A 17,882-nucleotide genomic window follows, 5' to 3' on the forward strand; every position below is an offset into this window, starting at 1 on the left:
GAACACATAGGGTTCGCAGGTGCTCGTACTGCATGGCCTGTGCACGACCGACGGCGCGCTCGCGCTGTGGGCCGAGGACTCCGTGCTGCCCGCACGCAGTGAGAGCAGCCGCCGGGACGCACCGCACCCGTTCGCGGCGACCGCGGAATCACTCGCCGCGGCGCTGGGAATCGACGATGCGCGAGCGACCGTGCGCGCGTTGTTGCTGCCGTCCTACGCGTCGGGTCCGATGGCCTCGCCGGAGCTGGTGCGCGACCCCCTCACGGCGGGACGGGCCCAGCGCGGCAAGGTGCAGCTCAGGCAGTGGGGTGTGCCCACGATCCGCTTCGGCGACAGGCCGGAGATCGGCGCGGAGGTGCGGCTGAGCGACTCGGCGCGGTTCGTGTTCGACGTCGCCGCGTTCGCGGTGGACCTCGTCACGCGTGGGCGCGTGCTGCCGTCGGTCGCGCCGGACCGCCCGCGGGCGCGGTGGGTGCCGGTGCTGTCGGGCACGGACTCGGCGCGGTTCGCCGCGTTGCAGGCCGCGATGCCGCCCGCCTGCCGGTGTGAGGAGGTCGTCAGCGAGCCGGCCGACCTGGTGCGCGCCGCGCTCACGACCGCGGTGGACGAGCAGGTGCGGGCACGGCTCGGCAAGGTGACCCTCGCGCCGCACCGGCGCGGGGAGCAGACGACGGCGGAGGCGTGGCTCGCCGCGCTCACCGGGGACCCGGAGTTCGACGCGGACCCGGTGGAGCTCTACGAGCTGCGCGAACAGCTCGACCGGTGGCGGCGGAGCGCGGGCAACGAGAGCCCGGTGCGCACGTGCTTCCGGCTGCGTTCCCCCGAGCAGCGCGGGGACGACGAGTGGGCGGTGGAGTTCCTGCTGCAGGCCGTCGACGAGCCGAGCGTGCTGGTGCCGGCGCACCAGGTGTGGTTCGCCGACGACGCCGTGCTGCGGCGCTGGATTCCGGCGCCGCAGGAGCACCTGCTCGCCGACCTCGGCCGCGCGAGCCGCCTGCACCCCGACCTGGACGAGGCGTTGCGCGGCGCGCACCCGGCCGAGCTGGAGGTCGGCGCGGAGGGCGCGTACCGGTTCCTGACGGCGGCGCCCGTGCTGGCGCAGGCCGGGTTCGGCGTGCTGCTGCCGTCGTGGTGGCAGCAGCGGGTGCGGCTGGGCCTGAAGCTGACGACGAAGAGCCGTGGCACGGCGGGAACCGTGGCCAAGGAGAGCGAGATCGGCCTGAAGTCCATCGTGGACTACCGGTGGGAGCTCGCCCTGGGCGAGGACACGCTGACCGACGCGGAGCTCGCCGAGCTGGCCAGGGCGAAGGTGCCACTCGTGCGGGTGCGCGGCCAGTGGGTGCAGGTCGACCAGAAACGGCTCGCCGCGGGCCTGGCGTTCCTCAAACGCGGCGGCGGCCAGATGACCGCGGCCGAGGTGATGCTCCACAGTGGACTCACCGAGGAGGACGAGAGCCTGCCGCTGCCGCTGACGTCGGTGGAGGCCGACGGCTGGCTGGGCGACCTGTTGTCCGGCAAGGTCGACGAGCAGCTGGAACCGGTCGAGCCCCCGGCGAGCTTCGGCGCCGTGCTGCGCCCGTACCAGCAGCGCGGCCTGGCGTGGCTCGCGTTCCTGGACAAGATCGGCCTGGGCGCCTGCCTCGCCGACGACATGGGCCTGGGCAAGACCGTGCAGCTGCTGGCGCTGGAGGCGTTGAACCGCGCGCACGGCACACGCCCGCCGACGTTGCTGATCTGCCCGATGTCCGTCGTCGGCAACTGGCAGCGCGAGGCGGAGCGGTTCACGCCGGAGCTCTCGGTGCACGTCCACCACGGCGCCGACCGCCTCGACGGCGACGCGCTGCGCGAGGCCGTGGAGAGCCACGACCTGGTGCTCACCACCTACGCGCTCGCCGCCCGCGACGCCACCGCGCTGGGCGACCTGACCTGGGACCGCGTCGTGCTCGACGAGGCGCAGAACATCAAGAACAGCGCGACCCGCCAGTCCCAGGCCGTCCGCCAGCTCAAGGCACGCCACCGCGTCGCCCTGACCGGCACGCCGGTGGAGAACCGCCTCGCCGAGCTGTGGTCGATCATGGACTTCGCCAACCCCGGCGTGCTCGGCACGATCAACACCTTCCGCGCCCGCTTCGCCGTGCCGGTGGAACGCCACAACGACCAGGACGCCGCCGCCCGCCTGCGCAAGATCACGAACCCGTTCGTGCTGCGCCGCGTGAAGACCGACCCGCGCATCATCAGCGATCTGCCGGACAAGGTCGAGATGCGCCAGCTCTGCAACCTCACCACCGAGCAGGCCTCCCTCTACCAGGCCGTCGTCAACGACATGCTGGAGAAGATCGAGGAGGCGGAGGGCATCGGCCGCAAGGGCCTGGTGCTCGCGACGATGTCGAAGCTCAAGCAGGTCTGCAACCACCCCGCCCACTTCCTGGGCGACGGCTCCCGCGTCGCTGGCCGCTCCGGCAAGCTCGCGCGCCTGGAGGAGGTGCTCGAAGAGGTCCTCGCCGAGGGCGACAAGGCGTTGTGCTTCACGCAGTTCACCGAGTTCGGCAGCATGCTCGTGCCGTACCTGGCGGCCCGCTTCGACACCGAGGTGATGTTCCTGCACGGTGGCACGAGCAAGCAGGCCCGCGACCGCATGGTCGAACGCTTCCAGGCCAAGGACGGCCCGTCGCTGTTCCTGTTGTCCCTCAAGGCAGGCGGCACCGGCCTCAACCTGACCGCCGCCAACCACGTGATCCACCTGGACCGCTGGTGGAACCCCGCCGTCGAGGACCAGGCGACCGACCGCGCGTTCCGCATCGGCCAGCGCCGCAACGTGCAGGTGCGCAAGTTCGTCTGCATCGGCACCCTCGAAGAACGCATCGACACCATGATCGAGGAGAAGCGCGCACTCGCCCAGCTCGTCGTGGGCGCGGGCGAGAACTGGCTCACCGAGCTCTCCACCGCCCAGCTGCGCGACCTGCTCACGCTGTCCGGGGAGGCCATCGGTGAGTGAGCACTGGTCCGGCGAACGCTCCCGCTACGGCAAGACCATCAAGGTCGACCACGGCATCAAGGCCAAGAGCCAGCGCGGCGACATCGCCACCACCTGGTGGTCGCAACGCTTCCTGGAGGTCCTGGAGTCGTTCGGCATGGGCGGCCGCCTCACCCGCGGCCGCAACTACGCGCGCCAGGGCCAGGTGCTGAGCCTGTCGCTGTCCACGAGCATGGTCATCGCCCTCGTCCAGGGCTCGCGCCCCACCCCGTACAAGGCGCGCATCGCGATCAAGTCCTTCACCACCCCCGAGTGGCAGCGCATCGAACACGCCCTGGCCGGCCAGGCCCTCTACGCCGCCAAGCTCCTGGCCGGCGAGATGCCCCGCGACATCGAGACCCTGTTCGCGGGCCTGGGCCTGCAACTCTTCCCGGCCTCCATGCGCGAGATGACGATGGACTGCACCTGCCCCGACTGGGAGGTGCCCTGCAAACACCTCGCGGCGGCCTGCTACCTGCTCGCCGAGTCGTTCGACAACGACCCCTTCGAGATCCTCGCCTGGCGCGGCCGCAGCCGGGAGGACCTACTCGACCGCCTCCGCACCCTCCGCGGCACCACGCGCTCGACCGTCACCCGCGAGGAAGCCGCGCCCCTCACCCAGTGCCTGGACACCTTCTGGCACAAGCAAACGGCCACCGGCATCCCCCTCGGCGACCCCACCGCCACGGTGCGCCCGGACGCCGTCCTCGACCAGCTCGACGCCGTCCCGATCACCATCCGCCGCGACAACCTCGTCGACCTGCTCCGCCCGGCCTACCGCGCCCTGGCGGCGCCGCCTCCCGATGTGGCCGAGCCGACCGACGCCTGAACCGGGCGCGACGGGTGCGCTGATGCCGAGGCTGGGAGAACAGCGGGCAGGCACAGCGGGCAGGCACAGCGGGCAGGCGGGCGAGGCGGGCAGGCGAGGCGGGCAGGCTCAGAGGTCCGCCGCCCATCCGCGTGGGCACGGACCTCCTGGGTGCCGCGCGGGTCTAGCCGCCTGCCACCGAGGGCAAGATTTGGATTTCCGCGCCGGGTGGCAGTGGGGTGGCGGGACCGTCGAGGCGGCGGCATTCCTCGCCGTTGACGTAGAAGTTCACGTAGCGGCGCAGCGCGGAGCGCTCGTCGCGCAGGCGTCGGTCCAGGCCGGGGTAGGTGGCGGCGAGGACGTCCAGGGCGCCGCCGAGGGTGGCGGGCTCGGGGACGTCGACGTCGACGTGGGAAGCACCGTCGGTCGCGGTGCGCAGAACGCCGGGGATCAGCACGGTGACCTTCATGCGGGCACCGCCTCTCGATCGGCCACCGCAGCGGATGTTGCCGCTAGGGACGCACGCACCGCGCGCACGAACGACGTGGAGGCGGACGACGCGGCAGCGAGCGTGGACAACGCGGCTGCAGGACGGCCAACCACAGCCGGCGCGAGGCGGGTGGGGTGCGGGGTCATGCGGGGATCACGGCTGCTCGGACGGACATCACGTCGGGCAGGTGGGAGGCGACCTGGTGCCAGGTTTCGCCCTCGTCGGGGCTCGCGTAGACCTCGCCGGAACGGGAGCCGAAGTAGACGCCGGGGGTGTCGGCGTTGTCGGTGCACATGGCGTCGCGCATCACGGCGGTCCAGAAGGCGTCGGGCAGGCCGGAGCCCAGGGCCTCCCACGAGGAGCCGGCGTCGCGGGAGCGGTAGACGCGGCACTTGCCCTCGGGTGGGAAGCGGCGGCCGTCGGCCTCGATGGGGAACGTGAAGATGGTGTCCGGGTCGTGGGGGTGGGTGACCATCGCGAAGCCGAAGTCGGTCGGGAGGCCCTCGGCGATGGACTGCCAGGTGTCGCCGCCGTCGTCGCTGCGGTAGACGCCGTGGTGGTTCTGGGCGTAGAAGCGGGCCGGCTGGGACGGGTGCTGGGCGACCTTGTGGACGCACTGGCCGAACTCGGGCCACGGGTCGGGGAAGAAGTAGGCCTTGATGCCCTTGTTGCGGGCTTCCCAGGACTTGCCGCCGTCGGTGGTGCGGTAGACGCCGCCGGTGGACATCGCCACGAGCACGCGGTCGGGGTCGACGGGGTCGGGCACGATCGTGTGGACGGCCTGGCCGCCGAAGCCGGCGCCCCACTCGGGGCGGTGCGGGTGGTTCCAGAGGCCCTCGACGAACTCGAACGAGCGGCCGCCGTCGGTGGACTTGAACAGTGCGGAGGGTTCGGTGCCCGCGTAGACGACGCCGGGCTGGGAGGCGGGGGCGGGCTGGAGCTGCCAGACGCGTTCCAGTGAGGCGTCGACCGGGAACGCGATCGGCGGGTCCGCCGGTTCCTCCCAGGTCGCGCCGAGGTCGTCCGATCTGGACACGCCGGGGCCGAAGTGCGGTGAGGACACCCCGGCCAGCAGCCGCACGCCGGGGCCACGGGTGTCGAGCGCGACCGCGTACACCTCCTGCATCGGGTGGTGCGGGCCGTCCACCTGCCACGTCACGCGGTCCTCGCTGCGCGCCAGCCACAGGCCCTTGCGCGTGCCGATCGCCAGCAACACCGTCATCGTCCGCCTCCTCGAAGATGTGATGCGGGGCACGTTACGCCTGGGGTCCGACAATTTCCGGATGCGCGTGAAAGGCCACGTAGACCCGCAAGTTACTCACTGGTAGCGTCCTGGGCAGACGTGAAGGAGGCTCCCCCGTGCTGCTCGACCCGAACCACTACGACCCCGCGCACCTCGACGACGAGACCCGCCGCCTGCTCAAGGCCACGGTCGACTGGTTCGAGTCCCGCGGCAAGCGCCGGCTGATCGCGGACGCGCAGGACAAGGTCTGGTACTCGGAGTTCCTCGACTTCGTGAAGCAGGAGAAGCTCTTCGCCACCTTCTGCACGCCCGCGAGCGTCGACGGCACCAAGCGCTGGGACGCCGCGCGCAACGCCGCGTTCAGCGAGGTGCTCGGCTTCTACGGCCTGCAGTACTGGTACGCCTGGCAGGTCACGGTGTTGGGGCTCGGCCCGATCTGGATGAGTGGCAACGAGGAAGCCAAGCAGAAGGCGGCGGCGCTCCTCGACAGCGGCGCGGTGTTCGCGTTCGGCCTCTCCGAGAAGGAGCACGGCGCCGACGTCTACAGCACCGACATGATCGTCACGCCGACCGGCGACGGTTACAAGGCCAACGGCGGCAAGTACTACATCGGCAACGGCAACGTCGCCGGCATGGTCAGCGTCTTCGGCAAGCTCGCCGGCTCCGACGAGTACGTCTTCTTCGCCGTCGACAGCCAGCACGAGAACTTCAAGCTGGTCAAGAACGTCGTCGACAACCAGATGTTCGTGAGCGAGTTCCGCCTGGAGGACTACCCGCTCACCGACGCCGACGTCCTGCACCGCGGCCCCGACGCGTTCTCCGCCGCGCTGAACACCGTCAACGTCGGCAAGTTCAACCTGTGCACGGCCAGCATCGGCATCTGCGAGCACTCCTTCTACGAGGCGATCACCCACGCCCACAACCGGATCCTCTACGGCAACCCGGTCACGGACTTCCCGCACGTGCGGCAGAACTTCGTCGACGCCTATGCCCGCCTCGCCGCGATGAAGCTCTTCGCCGACCGCAGCGTCGACTACTTCCGGTCGGCGAACGAGGACGACCGCCGCTACCTGCTCTTCAACCCCATCACCAAGATGAAGGTCACGAGCGAGGGCGAGAACGTCATCGACCTGCTCTGGGACGTCATCGCGGCCAAGGGCTTCGAGAAGGACACCTACTTCACCCGCGCCACGGCCGACATCCGCGCGCTGCCCAAGCTGGAGGGCACCGTGCACGTGAACCTGGCGCTGGTGCTGAAGTTCATGCCGAACTACCTGTTCAACCCCAAGGCCTACGCCGAGGTCCCGACCCGCCACGACGCGAGCGACGACGACTTCTTCTGGCACCAGGGCCCGGCCCGCGGGCTCGGCAAGATCCAGTTCCACGACTGGGAGCCGATCTACACCGAGCACGCCGACCTGCCCAACGTCGCGTTGTTCCACGAGCAGGCGAGCGCCATCAAGACCCTGCTCACCACCGCGGCACCGGACGCCGAGCAGCAGAAGGACCTCGACTTCCTGCTCAACCTCGGCCACCTGTTCACACTGGTGGTCTACGGGCAGCTGGTCCTGGAGCAGGCCAAGATCACCGGCACCGACCGGAACGTCGTCGACCAGATCTTCGACGTGCTGGTCCGCGACTTCGCCGGCTACGCGACCGCGTTGCACGGCAAGCCGAGCAGCACCGAGGCCCAGCAGCAGTGGGCGGTGCGGCAGATCCGCAAGCCGCACGTCGACCAGGCCCGCTTCGACGCCGTCTGGCAGCAGGTGGTCGCGCTCTCCGGCCGCTACGAGATGCGCCCCTAGCCCTCCTGGTAACGCTCCAGCGCCGCGATCATGAGTTCGAGGCCGAACTCGAACTCGTGGTCGTGGTCGTAGGTGCCCAGCTCGTCGATCACCTCGGCGGACAGCGGGAAGGCCGCGGCGTCGACGCCCTCGTAGGGTGAGAGCGCGATCCCGCCGAGCTCCGGCGAGGTCGCGACCTCCCTCATCACCGTGCCCAGCAGGTACGACACCATCGTCCGCATCATCCCGACGGCGATCTTGCCGCGGAAGCCGGCGCGCGCGAAGTTCATCAGCGCGGCCTCGATGGTCCGGAACCCGGCCTCGCTGCTCAGCCGCCGCGTCGCGAGCATCACGAACGCCCGCGGGTGCTGCCGTGCGAGCTCGCGCACCGCACGCGCGTGCGCCCGGAAGTGGTCGCGCCAGTCGTCGCTGTCAACGTGGTAAGGCTTGGCATCGGCCATGATCCGCTCGGCGGCGAGGTCGACCAGGACGGCCTTGTTCGGCACGTGGTTGTACAGCGACATCGTGCCCGCGCCCAGCTCGGCCGCGAGGCGCCGCATCGAGACGGCCTCCACGCCCTCGCGCTCGATCAGCCGCACCGCCGCATCCACGATGCGGGCGCGGGTCAGCGGTTCACGTGGTGGGGACACTGGCGAAGACCATATGACCTGGAGTAGCTTCCGTGCGACGTACGGCGTACGTAGGAGGGTCGGCCGGTATGACCGAGTCCAAGGCGCTCAGAGCGCTGCGCGAGGCGATCGTCCTGGAGCTCATCGAGTCGCAGAACGAGTACGACTTCGACGCGGGACTGACCACCTTCAACCACCCCCGCTTCGAGATCATGGCCACCGGTCAGGTCCTCGACGGCGTCGACGCGGTGCGGGACTACTGGAAGCGGACGCGGGCGGCGTTCCCCGACCAGAAGAACAAGGTCATCGAGGTCTACCACGCCGACGACGCGGTGATCGTCGAGTTCGAGCTGCAGGGCACGCACCTGGGCAGCCTGACCGGCGAACCCGTGACCGGCAAGACCTTCAAGGTCCGCATGTCCGGTTTCTTCCTGTTCGACAAGGACGTTCTCGTCTGCGAGCGGGTCTACGGCGACTCCGCGACCGTGCTGCACCAGCTCGGCCTGATCGAGGCTCCCCAGGAGTACTAGCCGGGACGACGCCACCTCCCATTGCCCGGCGACGCCACTGACGACAAACAACCGGGAACAAGAGACGACAAAGCCGCTTGTCCGATTCCGGACAAGCGGCTCGTGTCAGATCAGATGTGCTGACCGATCAGACTCAGACGGCGCGAACGCCCTGGGCCTGCGGGCCCTTCTGGCCCTGACCGATCTCGAACTCGACCCGCTGGTTCTCCTCGAGAGCCTTGTAGCCGTTCATCTGGATCTCGGAGTAGTGGACGAACACGTCGGCGCCACCGTTGTCAGGGGAGATGAAGCCGAAGCCCTTCTCCGCGTTGAACCACTTGACGGTGCCCTGTACTGCCATCTTGCTACTTCTCCTCTAACAGGTGCCGGATCGCGCTCGCGACCACCGGGTCAAGCTTGGAACTGCTTCATCTCCGCAGCCTGGAGAATCGACACGTTCACAACCTCGTTCCGTGATCGTGGTAAAGCACGAACACGCAACGTACGACCATGAACAGTGAACCATGAGCTCCCGCTCCCAGTCGAGCCGTCGTTCGCGCTGCTACCGTGAGGTCCCGAATGAGCACGTGGAGGTGGCCGTGCCCGAGCTGGTGACGATGTCGATCACCGTGACGCTGGCCCCGCGCGCGCGTGCGGGCCTTTACGCGCTGCTACGCGCGCAGCTGGGCAGCACGCCATCGCAGAACGCCGCGAACAACGGCGGCGGAGTGGTCAACATGATCACCGGCAACGTGAGCGGCAACGCGGTCCAGGCGGGCCACATCAGCGGCGACATCCACCTCGGCGGCAAGCCGCACCGGAGACGGTAACCTGGAGGGTCGTTGGACCCAGGGGGCCGTGCTTGACCGGCAGCGAACGACTGCTCTTCTTCTTCGTCGGATTGGTGACCACTTTCGTGTTCATCCGCATCAGCGTGCGGATGATCAGGGCGAAGGTGCGCTGGTGGCCGCGCAACGTCGTGCACGGGGACACGCACGTGCACCACGTCGTGTTCGGCACGGTGCTGCTGCTCCTGTCCAGCGTGAGCAGCCTGGTGATCCCGGACGACCTGCACGGCGCGCGGCTGGCCGCCGCCGCGGGCCTCGGGGTCGGGGCCGCGCTCGTGCTCGACGAGTTCGCGCTGATCCTGCACCTGCGCGACGTGTACTGGACCAAGTCGGGCCGGCTGTCGGTGGACGCGGTGTTCCTCGCGGTGGGCCTGACCGGCCTGTTCCTGCTCGGCGCGCGGCCGCTCGGCTACGACGAGGTGCTGCAGCTCAACCCGGAGACGACGCCCGCCAGCACGTTCACGCTGCGGCTGATCGCGATCGGGATCAACCTGTGCTTCGCGATCGCGGCGCTGCTCAAGGGCAAGATCTGGACCGGGCTGCTCGGCCTGCTGGTGCCGATCGTGCCGGCGGTCGGCGCGTTCCGGCTGGCCAGGCCGGGGTCGCCGTGGGCGCGCTGGCGCTACCGGGAGGGCTCGCGCAAGCTCGCCCGCGCGTACCGGCGCGAGGCGCGGATCCGGCAGCCGATCATCCGGGCCAAGATCGCCGTGCAGGAGTTCATCTCGGGCCGCCACGACCTCCCCGACTAGGTCGCGGCGGGCCCGGCGCTCAGCTGCCCAGGATGTCCTGCTGCTGGCAGACGGCCTGCAGGTCGCCCGCGCACAGCTCCTGCGACTTGACCACGCCCTCGGTCACCAGCGCGCGGACCGTGGCGCGCTTGATCAGCGTGGCACCCAGCAGCACGGACTTCACGTCCCGCCGGGAGACGGGGTCGCGCAGATTGCCCGTCGCGAGGTCATCGGCGCCGTCCAGGTCACCGCGGGCGACCGCGATGGCCAGCCGGGCCGCCGCCTCCGCCTCGTCCCGCACCGGCTTGTAGACGGTCACGCACTGGTCGCCGCGCAGCACGGCCCGCAGACCCTCCACAGTGGCGTCCTGCCCGGTCACCGGCACCCTGCCGGCCAGGTTCCTCTTCTTGAGCACCTGGATGACCGCGCCGGCCAGGCCGTCGTTGGCCGCGACCACGCCGTCGACCTTGCCGCCGTTGCCGTTGAGGATCTCCTCGAACAGCTGTCCACCGAGGACGTTGTCCCAGTCGGCGACCGGTTGCGACTTCACGAGCTTCAGCGCGCCGCTGTCGTACTTGGCCGACAGCCGCGTCTTCTGGCCTTGCGCGAACAGCGTCGCGTTGTGGTCGGTGGGCGCGCCCTCGATCTCGATGATCTGCGCGCCCGGCTTGTCGCCCAGGCAGCCGAGCAGGCCGTCCGCCTGGAGCTGGCCGACGTTCACGCTGTCGAAACCGACGTGGTACTCCGCCTGGCCACCGAGCGTCACGCGGTCGTAGTCGATGACCGGGATGCCGGCCTCTTTCGCCTTCTTCTGCACGGCGAGACCACTGGCCGCGGACAACGGCGTGATCACCAGGACCTTCACCTTGCGCCGGATCATCTCGTCGGCGATCTGCGCGAACTTCGCCTCGTCGCCCTCGGCGTTCTCGATGAACGGATCGATGTCGGCGTAGTTGAACGCCTGCGTCAACAATGGCCGATCTTGTTCTTCCCAGCGCGTTGACGTCGTTCGGTCCGGAAGGATTACACCGACAACGGGTTTGGGTCCGCGCGCGGGCAGTGAAGGACCACCCTGACCTGCCTCACCACAACCGGTGAGAAGAAGCAGCGCGCACGCCGACGCCGCCATTACCCGTCTTCGCATAAACGCGGAGTTCAGCGCTTCAATGTTGTTAAGTCAAGATTTCTTCGCACCCATCACGCTCCGCTTCCGAATGACTACAGTTCGATTCCGTACGAAAGGGTCTGATGTTCGTCCTATTTGCCACCTAAGGTACGGGACCTGGGCGGCAATCGGGGGCCGTACCTTCTGTGTTGGATCCAGCCCTGACCGGGTGTGAGGAGACAGCTAGGTGAGAACGCGCAGAACCGTGATGGCGGTGGCGGCAACGGTGTCGCTGATCGCCGCGGGCACATCGGCGGCGGGGGCAGCGCCGGCCACGGCCGGGCAGCAGCAGGACACGGAGTACACCGTCCTGCTGCAGGACCCTGGCAACCGCGACTTCGCCATCGACGCCGTGCACGCGGCGGGCGGCGAGGTCGTGCGGGACAACCGGGCCATCGGCCTGCTGACCGTGAAGGCACCCGCGAACGGCTTCGTGGAGGAGGTCTCGCGGTCGAAGGAGATCGTCGGCGCCGCGCGGGCCAAGCCCATCGGGCACGCACCCGCGCAGAACAAGGCCGACAAGGTCAAGCGCGACAACGTGGAGAAGGAGAACACCACCACCGCGGCGAACAAGGCACCCGCCGCGGCCAAGTCGACCGCGGGCATGGACCCGCTCGACGGCGACCTGTGGGGCCTGAACCTCGTCCGCTCGAACATCGCGCGGGCGAAGCAGGCCGGTGACAAGCGGGTCTACGTCGGCATCCTCGACACCGGTGTGGACGGTTCCCACCCGGACATCGCACCGAACTTCAACAACGAGCTGTCGCGCAACTTCACCGTCGACATCCCGAACGACGCCGACGGTGGCGAGTTCGACGGACCGTGTGAGTTCCGCGGCTGCGTCGACCCGGCCAACTGGGACGACGGCGGCCACGGCACGCACGTCGCCGGCACGATCGGCGCCGCCGCCAACGGCTTCGGCATCTCCGGTGTGGCACCGGGCGTGTCGCTGGTCAACATCCGCGGTGGCCAGGACTCCGGCTCGTTCTTCCTGCAGCCGGTCGTCGACGCGCTCACCTACGGCGCCGACGTCGGCCTCGACGTGATCAACATGTCGTTCTACGTCGACCCCTGGTACATGAACTGCGCCAACGACCCCACCGCCACGGCGGAGGAGCAGCTGGAGCAGCGCACGATCATCTCGACCGTGCAGCGGGCGCTGGACTACGCGCACCGCAAGGGCGTCACGCTGATCGGCGCGGGCGGCAACAACCACGAGGACCTCGGCAAGCCGCGGACCGACACGGCGAGCCCGAACTACCCGCCCGGCCACAACCGGCCGCGTCCGGTCGACAACGCCACCTGCCTCAACCTGCCGACCGAGGGCCACCACGTCATCTCGATCTCGGCGCTCGGCCCGTCGACCGCCAAGGCCGACTACTCCAACTACGGCTTGGAGCAGACGGCGCTCTCGGCCCCCGGTGGCTACTTCCGCGACTACTTCGGCACGCCGTGGTACCGCACGAACGAGAACATGATCCTCTCGACGTACCCGCGCAACGTCGCCCTCGCCGAGGGCAACATCGACGCCGCCGGGAACATCACCGAGAAGGGTCTCGCCGCCGGGGTCAAGAAGGCCGTCGACGGTGACAAGGTCGGCTACTACCAGTACCTGCAGGGCACCTCGATGGCCGCCCCGCACGCCGCCGGTGTCGCCGCCCTGGTCGTGAGCCAGTACGGCAAGAAGGACAAGAAGAACGGCGGCCTGACCCTCGACCCCGACAAGGTCGAGAAGGTGCTCTACAAGACCGCGATCCAGCGCGCGTGCCCGAACCCGCGCACGGTGTCGTACGTCAACGTGGGTCGTACCGCCGAGTTCGACGCCACCTGCGAGGGTGACGCGAAGTTCAACGGCTTCTACGGCCACGGCATCGTCGACGCCTATGGTGCGGTGACCCGCGGCGGTCAGTTCATCTGATCTCCCGTTGCACCACAGGGGCTCCCGGCTTCGGCCGGGAGCCCTTGCCGTTGCGGGGCAAGCGTTTCCACCGGATTGGGCCGGTCACGGCAATTGTCCGTTTCGCGAATTAGTAAAGACTCTTGCCAATAAAGGTCTGGACCGCTTACCGTGGTCCTCACGCCGCCCGGGACCCCAACATCCCTGCCCCGGAGGGAAATCCGTGAAACTCACTGGTCGCATCGCGGCCGCACTGCTGACGTGCGCCGCGCTCCTCACCACGACGGTCGGTACCGCTTCGGCGGCCAACCTGGACGAACCGCGCCTCAAGGACATCGCGATGCAGATCGTGTCCAGCGCGGAGAACTCCTCCACGAACTGGAGGGCGCAGTTCAGCTACATCGAGGACATCGACGACGGCCGCGGCTACACCGCGGGCATCATCGGGTTCTGCAGCGGCACCGGTGACATGCTCGACCTGGTCGAGCTGTACAAGTCCAGGAAGCCGGGCAACGTGCTGGAGAAGTACCTCCCCGCACTGCGCAAGGTGAACGGCACCGACTCGCACTCGGGTCTGGACCCCAACTTCACCAAGGACTGGAAGACCGCGGCCAAGGACTCCGTGTTCAAGGCGGCGCAGGAGTCCGAACGCGACCGGGTGTACTTCAACCCGGCCGTGGCGCAGGGCAAGGCCGACGGCGTGCGCGCCCTGGGCCAGTTCGCCTACTACGACGCGATCGTCGTGCACGGTGACGGTGGCGACAAGACGAGCTTCAGCAACATCCGCAAGCGGGCTCTCGGCAAGGCGAAGCCGCCGTCGCAGGGCGGCAACGAGACCACGTGGCTCAACGCGTTCATGGACGCCCGCGTGTGGGCGATGAAGCAGGAGGCGGCGCACGAGGACGTCTCCCGCATCGAGACCGCGCAGCGCGTGTGGCTCAAGGCCGGCAACTTCGACCTGAAGACGCCGCTCAAGTGGAAGGTCTACGGCGACAGCTTCGAGATCAGCTGATCTCGTGACCGCACCGGCGAAGGGCGTCCCGATCGGGGCGCCCTTCGCCGTGCCAACGGGTGGTGCGCTCCGACGCAGCGCATTGCGCCGTGCGGCCGAACGGGTGATCGGTTCGGCCAACACGGCGAAACCGCAGGCAGATTGCGTTGTTCGTGCCCGTAGGAACCGCGTGCGTGCATAAGGTTCTTCGATCCCCGCACCTCGGAGGAGGCCAACGGTGTTCGAAGGGCGCACCCGGTTGCGTGGTCTGGTCCAGGGCCTGGTCGGGGCCGTGGGCGCGGGTGCGACGCCAGTGCTCGTCGTCGAGGGCTGCGGGGGTTCCGGCAAGACCGCGCTGCTGCACCAGGCGTTGCTGGAGTGGCAGGACCGGACGCCCGCCGTGCTGGTGCGGCCGCGTGAGCTGAGCGCCGACGACGAGGAGTCCGCGTGGGACAGCGCGGTGCGGCCGGTGCTCGCGGCCGTGCTGCTGGGGCTGAGCACCGAGGTGCCAGGTTATCCGCTGTCGTTCGAACGGGTGCTGCTCGCGCAGATCGCCATGCGCGTCGACACGGGGACCCTCGACCAGGACGCCGCGCTCGACGAGCTCAACCGGCAGACGAACAACTACCGCGACCGCAACCTGCGCGACCTGGTGCGCGACCTCGCCGCCACGGCCGGATCGCTGATCCAGCTGCCGGTGGACCCGTCGCCGGTGGTGAACCGGATCGCCGACTACCTCGGCGGCATGCTGGAGAGCTCGCGCCGGGCGTCCAACTTCCGCTGGAGCAGGGCGGCGCTGGAGTGGTTCGGGCACCAGGACCAGCGGCTCGCCCTCAACGCCGACCAGGCCCGGCTGCGGCTGAGCGCCCAGGCCCGCAGCAAGGACCCCGACGTGCGCCGCGACGTCGACGACCTGCTCGTGGCGGCACTGCTGGCCGATCTGCGGCACAGCCTCGCGCCGGTCACCACCCGCCGCCACAACGTGCTGATGCTGCTCGACGACGGCGACATCGCGGTCGCCACGACGTTCCTGCGCGCGCTGCTGCGGGTGCGCAGGGCGATCGCCGACACCGCACGCGGTGGTCATCCCGCGCTGCCCGACCCGTTGCTCGTCGTGACCACGAGCGGCGGGCTGCTGGCCGAGGAGCTGGCCGAGGACGAGCTGCCGGAACCCCTGGTGCTCAGCGAGTCCGATGTGGACGACCGGCTCGCCACGACCGCGCGGGTGTGGCTGCGGGTCCGGTCCGAGGACCTGACGAGCAAGGACGTCGTGCAGCTCGCGAAGAGCCACCTCTGGCCGAACGACCTCGCCGCGAGCACCGTGGGCAAGGTCGTGCACCGGCTGAGCCGGGGCCACCCGAAGTCCGTGGACACGTTGCTGCGCAAGCTGCACGACGAACCGAGCCGCACGCGCGACCCCGGCAAGCTGTTGCGCGGCACGGAAACGAGCCTGCTCGAACCGTTCGTGCGCGAGTTCTCCGCCGGGGGCAAGGCGAACAAGCACCACGTGCACGCCCTCGTCACGCTGTCCGCGGCGCTCACGAAGCTGGAGGCGCAGACGCTCGCTCCGCTGCTGCCGGACCCGGTCGGGCTGGACTCGCCGCTGTACTCGTCGCCGACGCTGTGGACGCCGGGCGAGTCCGGCGAGCAGCGGCTGCCACCGCTCGTGCGCTACCTCGGCCTGCGGCTGCTGGCCGCGCGCTCCGACGCCGACGAGGCGTCGTGGGACAGGGTGGTCGGCCGGCTGCGCGACCACGCCGGTGACGAGGGTCCCCGGCTGCGGCACACGTTGCTGCTGGGCGACCGCGCCGCGGTGGCGGCGGAGCTGCTGGAGTCGCTGTCGGACCTGGCGACCAAGGACTGGCTCGACCTGTTCGACCTGGTCACCGCCGAGGTGAACCCGCGGGAGACCGCGCCGGACTCGATCGGCACCGCCGCACGCGGCAGCGACCTGGCGCACGTGCACCGGCTGCTCGGCGTCGTGCCCGCGTTCGACCACGACCCGTGCGTCACGGACCCGGACGTGCTGCAGGACTACGCCGTCCACGTGGAGCAGGCCCTGCGGCAGCTCTCCAACCGCGCGCAGGACCCGGCGTCGCTGCTCAGGCGGGCACAGCGCTACGAACGGTTCGGGAGGAACCACCGGTGAAGCTCACCGAACGCTTCTACCTCGGGATCTGGCCCCGATCGCGGGCGATCCGCCACCCCGCGAGGTGGACCGACTGGGTGCGCCCGGTCGCCGTGCTGGCGGTCGTCGCGCTCGTGGCCGGGCTGGTCGTCGGTGGCCCGTGGCTGTGGAAGCGGTTGTCCTGCAAGGACGGCTGGCTGCCCAGCGGGGACGTGTGGTCGGCCGGTGGCGAGTGCGTCGGGCTGAGCTCCGGGCCGTACGCGTTCGAGCTGGACGCGTTCACCACCGTGCTGAAGGTGATCGAGCAGCAGAACGCCGCGGCGACCGACGTGTGCGACCCGAACGGCACCCCGGTGACCGTGGGCGTGCTGCTCACGATGACCGACCAGTACGCCGGCGCGCGAGCCGTGCACGAGCTGGAGGGCATGGCGGCCGGGCAGGCCCGCGCGAACGGCACCGGCTGCCTGCACCCGATGCGGCTGCTGGTGGGCAACATCGGCGCGTACGGGCCGCAGCAGGAGGCCGTGGAGGTCGCGCGCAGGCTCGCCGGCCACCCCGAGGTCGTCGCCGTGGCCGGCATCGGGCTGAGCCACCAGCGTTCCGCCGAGATCGCCGACCTGCTGGCGGCGCAGAAGATCCCGATGGTGTCGGACCTGGTCACGGCGGAGGGGTTCGACCAGAGCGGCTCCACCGCGCGGGAGACGGACTACAGCGGCTGCGAGCCCGACACGACCTACCAGAACGGCGTGGGCCGCGACCACTACTACCGGGTGGCCTTCCGCGGCTCCGAGCAGATCCGGTCGCTCGGCGCGGCGCTGCCGGGCACCCGGCTGGACTTCATCATGGTGCCGACCGGTGGCACCGACCCGTACACGTGCACCGCGTTGCCGTTGATGCACAAGCAGTTCGGCGGCGACATCACCGAGGTCAAGTTCGACCCGGACGAGGCGAGCACGGTGTCCCAGACCGCGCGCCGGGTCTGCAACGTGTCCAAGGACGTGACGGTCGGCTACATCGCCCGCGGCCGTGACCTGGCGCTGTTCCTGCACAGCCTCGACCAGGAGTTCGCCCAGGGCCACTGCTCGGCGAGCTCGATCACGGTGGTGAGCACGTCGGACGGGCAGCGCGTGCGGGCCGCCGAGCTCGACCCGCGGCTGGAGGACCTGCGCGTGCGGGCGCTGTCCTCGCCCGCCTTCACCTCCGGCAAGCTGCGCCTGGTGGCGACCCTGGTCGGTGGGGCGGACAAGCCGGGGCCCGGCGACACCGGGTTCGCCGACTTCGAGCGCCGGTTCACCGGGATCGGGTTCGACGTGGCGCACACCGACGCGGGCTGGGCGGTCAACGGCTACGACGCCATGTCCGTGATCGAGGAGGCCGTGAACAAGCTGCCGGTCACCAAACCCGTGCAGCGCAGCCAGGTGAACACCCAGATCAGCTTCGTCTCCTCACCGGAGACCGCGGTGCTGGGCGCGGGCGGGCCGATCATGTTCGACAACGACGGCAACCGGGTCGGCGCGCCGCCGCCGGTCGTGCGGGTGTGCCCGTTGCCGCAGAAGCAGAACGGGGCGGCCGCCCGGGTCCGCAGCGTGACGCTGCAACCCGGCGCACCCGCCCCGCCCTGCTGAACCCCTACGGCTGAACTCCTACAG

At 69.8% G+C, this 17,882-nt stretch carries 15 protein-coding genes; 10 read left to right on the top strand and 5 right to left on the bottom strand.

Annotation, left to right across the window (positions count from 1 at the left end; all coding sequences use genetic code 11):
- The first annotated feature begins 19 nt into the window (after positions 1-19).
- Both ADL03_RS18045 and ADL03_RS18050 read left to right on the top strand, forming a co-directional pair.
- On the top strand, positions 20-2,995 hold the full coding sequence (locus ADL03_RS18045; RefSeq protein ID WP_053734643.1) for a DEAD/DEAH box helicase: 2,976 nt from the start codon (positions 20-22) through the stop codon (positions 2,993-2,995).
- Positions 2,988-3,842 carry an SWIM zinc finger family protein gene (locus tag ADL03_RS18050; RefSeq protein ID WP_053734644.1) on the top strand — a complete coding sequence of 285 codons (855 nt, stop codon included), beginning with the start codon at positions 2,988-2,990 and terminating at the stop codon, positions 3,840-3,842. Before ADL03_RS18045 ends, ADL03_RS18050 begins: the two co-directional genes overlap by 8 nt.
- A 163-nt stretch (positions 3,843-4,005) precedes the next feature.
- On the opposite strand, the gene ADL03_RS18055 is transcribed toward ADL03_RS18050, so the two are convergent.
- Positions 4,006-4,290, bottom strand: coding sequence for a MoaD/ThiS family protein (locus ADL03_RS18055; protein ID WP_053734645.1), 285 nt, complete (start codon positions 4,288-4,290; stop codon positions 4,006-4,008).
- A 163-nt stretch (positions 4,291-4,453) separates the two neighbouring features.
- Positions 4,454-5,533, bottom strand: coding sequence for a glycosyl hydrolase (locus ADL03_RS18060; protein WP_053734646.1), 1,080 nt, complete (start codon positions 5,531-5,533; stop codon positions 4,454-4,456).
- 137 nt (positions 5,534-5,670) lie between these two features.
- On the opposite strand from ADL03_RS18060, the gene ADL03_RS18065 reads away from it, so the two are divergent.
- A complete protein-coding gene (locus ADL03_RS18065; protein WP_082373238.1) occupies positions 5,671-7,359 on the top strand; it encodes an acyl-CoA dehydrogenase family protein in 1,689 nt (562 codons plus the stop codon).
- On the opposite strand, the gene ADL03_RS18070 is transcribed toward ADL03_RS18065, so the two are convergent.
- Positions 7,356-7,988, bottom strand: a complete 633-nt coding sequence (locus ADL03_RS18070; protein ID WP_082373239.1) for a TetR/AcrR family transcriptional regulator C-terminal domain-containing protein — start codon at positions 7,986-7,988, stop codon at positions 7,356-7,358. The two genes, ADL03_RS18065 and ADL03_RS18070, sit on opposite strands and share 4 nt — an antisense overlap.
- A 68-nt stretch (positions 7,989-8,056) precedes the next feature.
- Between ADL03_RS18070 and ADL03_RS18075 the strand changes: the two genes are divergently transcribed.
- Positions 8,057-8,497, top strand: a complete 441-nt coding sequence (locus ADL03_RS18075) for an ester cyclase (RefSeq protein ID WP_053734649.1) — start codon at positions 8,057-8,059, stop codon at positions 8,495-8,497.
- Between the two features lie 133 nt (positions 8,498-8,630).
- Here the strand turns inward: ADL03_RS18075 and ADL03_RS18080 are convergent, their stop codons facing one another.
- Positions 8,631-8,837 carry a cold-shock protein gene (locus ADL03_RS18080; RefSeq protein WP_030468404.1) on the bottom strand — a complete coding sequence of 69 codons (207 nt, stop codon included), beginning with the start codon at positions 8,835-8,837 and terminating at the stop codon, positions 8,631-8,633.
- 238 nt (positions 8,838-9,075) lie between these two features.
- On the opposite strand from ADL03_RS18080, the gene ADL03_RS18085 reads away from it, so the two are divergent.
- Together ADL03_RS18085 and ADL03_RS18090 are read left to right on the top strand one after the other, a co-directional pair.
- Positions 9,076-9,306 carry a hypothetical protein gene (locus tag ADL03_RS18085; protein ID WP_157528872.1) on the top strand — a complete coding sequence of 77 codons (231 nt, stop codon included), beginning with the start codon at positions 9,076-9,078 and terminating at the stop codon, positions 9,304-9,306.
- Positions 9,307-9,380: 74 nt separating this feature from the next.
- Positions 9,381-10,073: a hypothetical protein gene (locus tag ADL03_RS18090; protein ID WP_197288427.1), complete on the top strand. Its 693-nt coding sequence runs from the start codon at positions 9,381-9,383 to the stop codon at positions 10,071-10,073.
- Between the two features lie 19 nt (positions 10,074-10,092).
- Here ADL03_RS18090 and ADL03_RS18095 read toward each other — a convergent pair whose 3' ends face one another.
- On the bottom strand, positions 10,093-11,196 hold the full coding sequence (locus ADL03_RS18095; RefSeq protein WP_053734651.1) for a sugar ABC transporter substrate-binding protein: 1,104 nt from the start codon (positions 11,194-11,196) through the stop codon (positions 10,093-10,095).
- Positions 11,197-11,404: 208 nt separating this feature from the next.
- Between ADL03_RS18095 and ADL03_RS18100 the strand changes: the two genes are divergently transcribed.
- The 4 genes from ADL03_RS18100 to ADL03_RS18115 all read left to right on the top strand — a co-directional run bounded on the left by ADL03_RS18100 (position 11,405) and on the right by ADL03_RS18115 (position 17,858).
- Positions 11,405-13,135, top strand: a complete 1,731-nt coding sequence (locus ADL03_RS18100; protein WP_197288428.1) for a S8 family serine peptidase — start codon at positions 11,405-11,407, stop codon at positions 13,133-13,135.
- A gap of 202 nt (positions 13,136-13,337) precedes the next feature.
- The gene (locus ADL03_RS18105; protein ID WP_053734653.1) at positions 13,338-14,126 is read left to right on the top strand and encodes a chitosanase; all 789 of its coding nucleotides are present in this window, start codon (positions 13,338-13,340) and stop codon (positions 14,124-14,126) included.
- Between the two features lie 217 nt (positions 14,127-14,343).
- Positions 14,344-16,254 carry a hypothetical protein gene (locus ADL03_RS18110; protein ID WP_053734654.1) on the top strand — a complete coding sequence of 637 codons (1,911 nt, stop codon included), beginning with the start codon at positions 14,344-14,346 and terminating at the stop codon, positions 16,252-16,254.
- On the top strand, positions 16,251-17,858 hold the full coding sequence (locus ADL03_RS18115; RefSeq protein ID WP_197288429.1) for an ABC transporter substrate-binding protein: 1,608 nt from the start codon (positions 16,251-16,253) through the stop codon (positions 17,856-17,858). Before ADL03_RS18110 ends, ADL03_RS18115 begins: the two co-directional genes overlap by 4 nt.
- The last annotated feature ends 24 nt before the right edge of the window (positions 17,859-17,882 follow it).

It is taken from the genome of Nocardia sp. NRRL S-836 (assembly GCF_001279525.1).
In the GTDB taxonomy this organism is placed as follows: domain Bacteria; phylum Actinomycetota; class Actinomycetes; order Mycobacteriales; family Pseudonocardiaceae; genus Lentzea.

What these genes read in the sequence shown, in the direction of transcription:
- ADL03_RS18080 (WP_030468404.1), bottom strand. Translation starts at nt 8,837, where the DNA reads ATGGCAGTACAGGGCACCGTCAAGTGGTTCAACGCGGAGAAGGGCTTC.
- ADL03_RS18075 (WP_053734649.1), top strand. Translation starts at nt 8,057, where the DNA reads ATGACCGAGTCCAAGGCGCTCAGAGCGCTGCGCGAGGCGATCGTCCTG.
- ADL03_RS18060 (WP_053734646.1), bottom strand. Translation starts at nt 5,533, where the DNA reads ATGACGGTGTTGCTGGCGATCGGCACGCGCAAGGGCCTGTGGCTGGCG.
- ADL03_RS18055 (WP_053734645.1), bottom strand. Translation starts at nt 4,290, where the DNA reads ATGAAGGTCACCGTGCTGATCCCCGGCGTTCTGCGCACCGCGACCGAC.
- ADL03_RS18095 (WP_053734651.1), bottom strand. Translation starts at nt 11,196, where the DNA reads ATGCGAAGACGGGTAATGGCGGCGTCGGCGTGCGCGCTGCTTCTTCTC.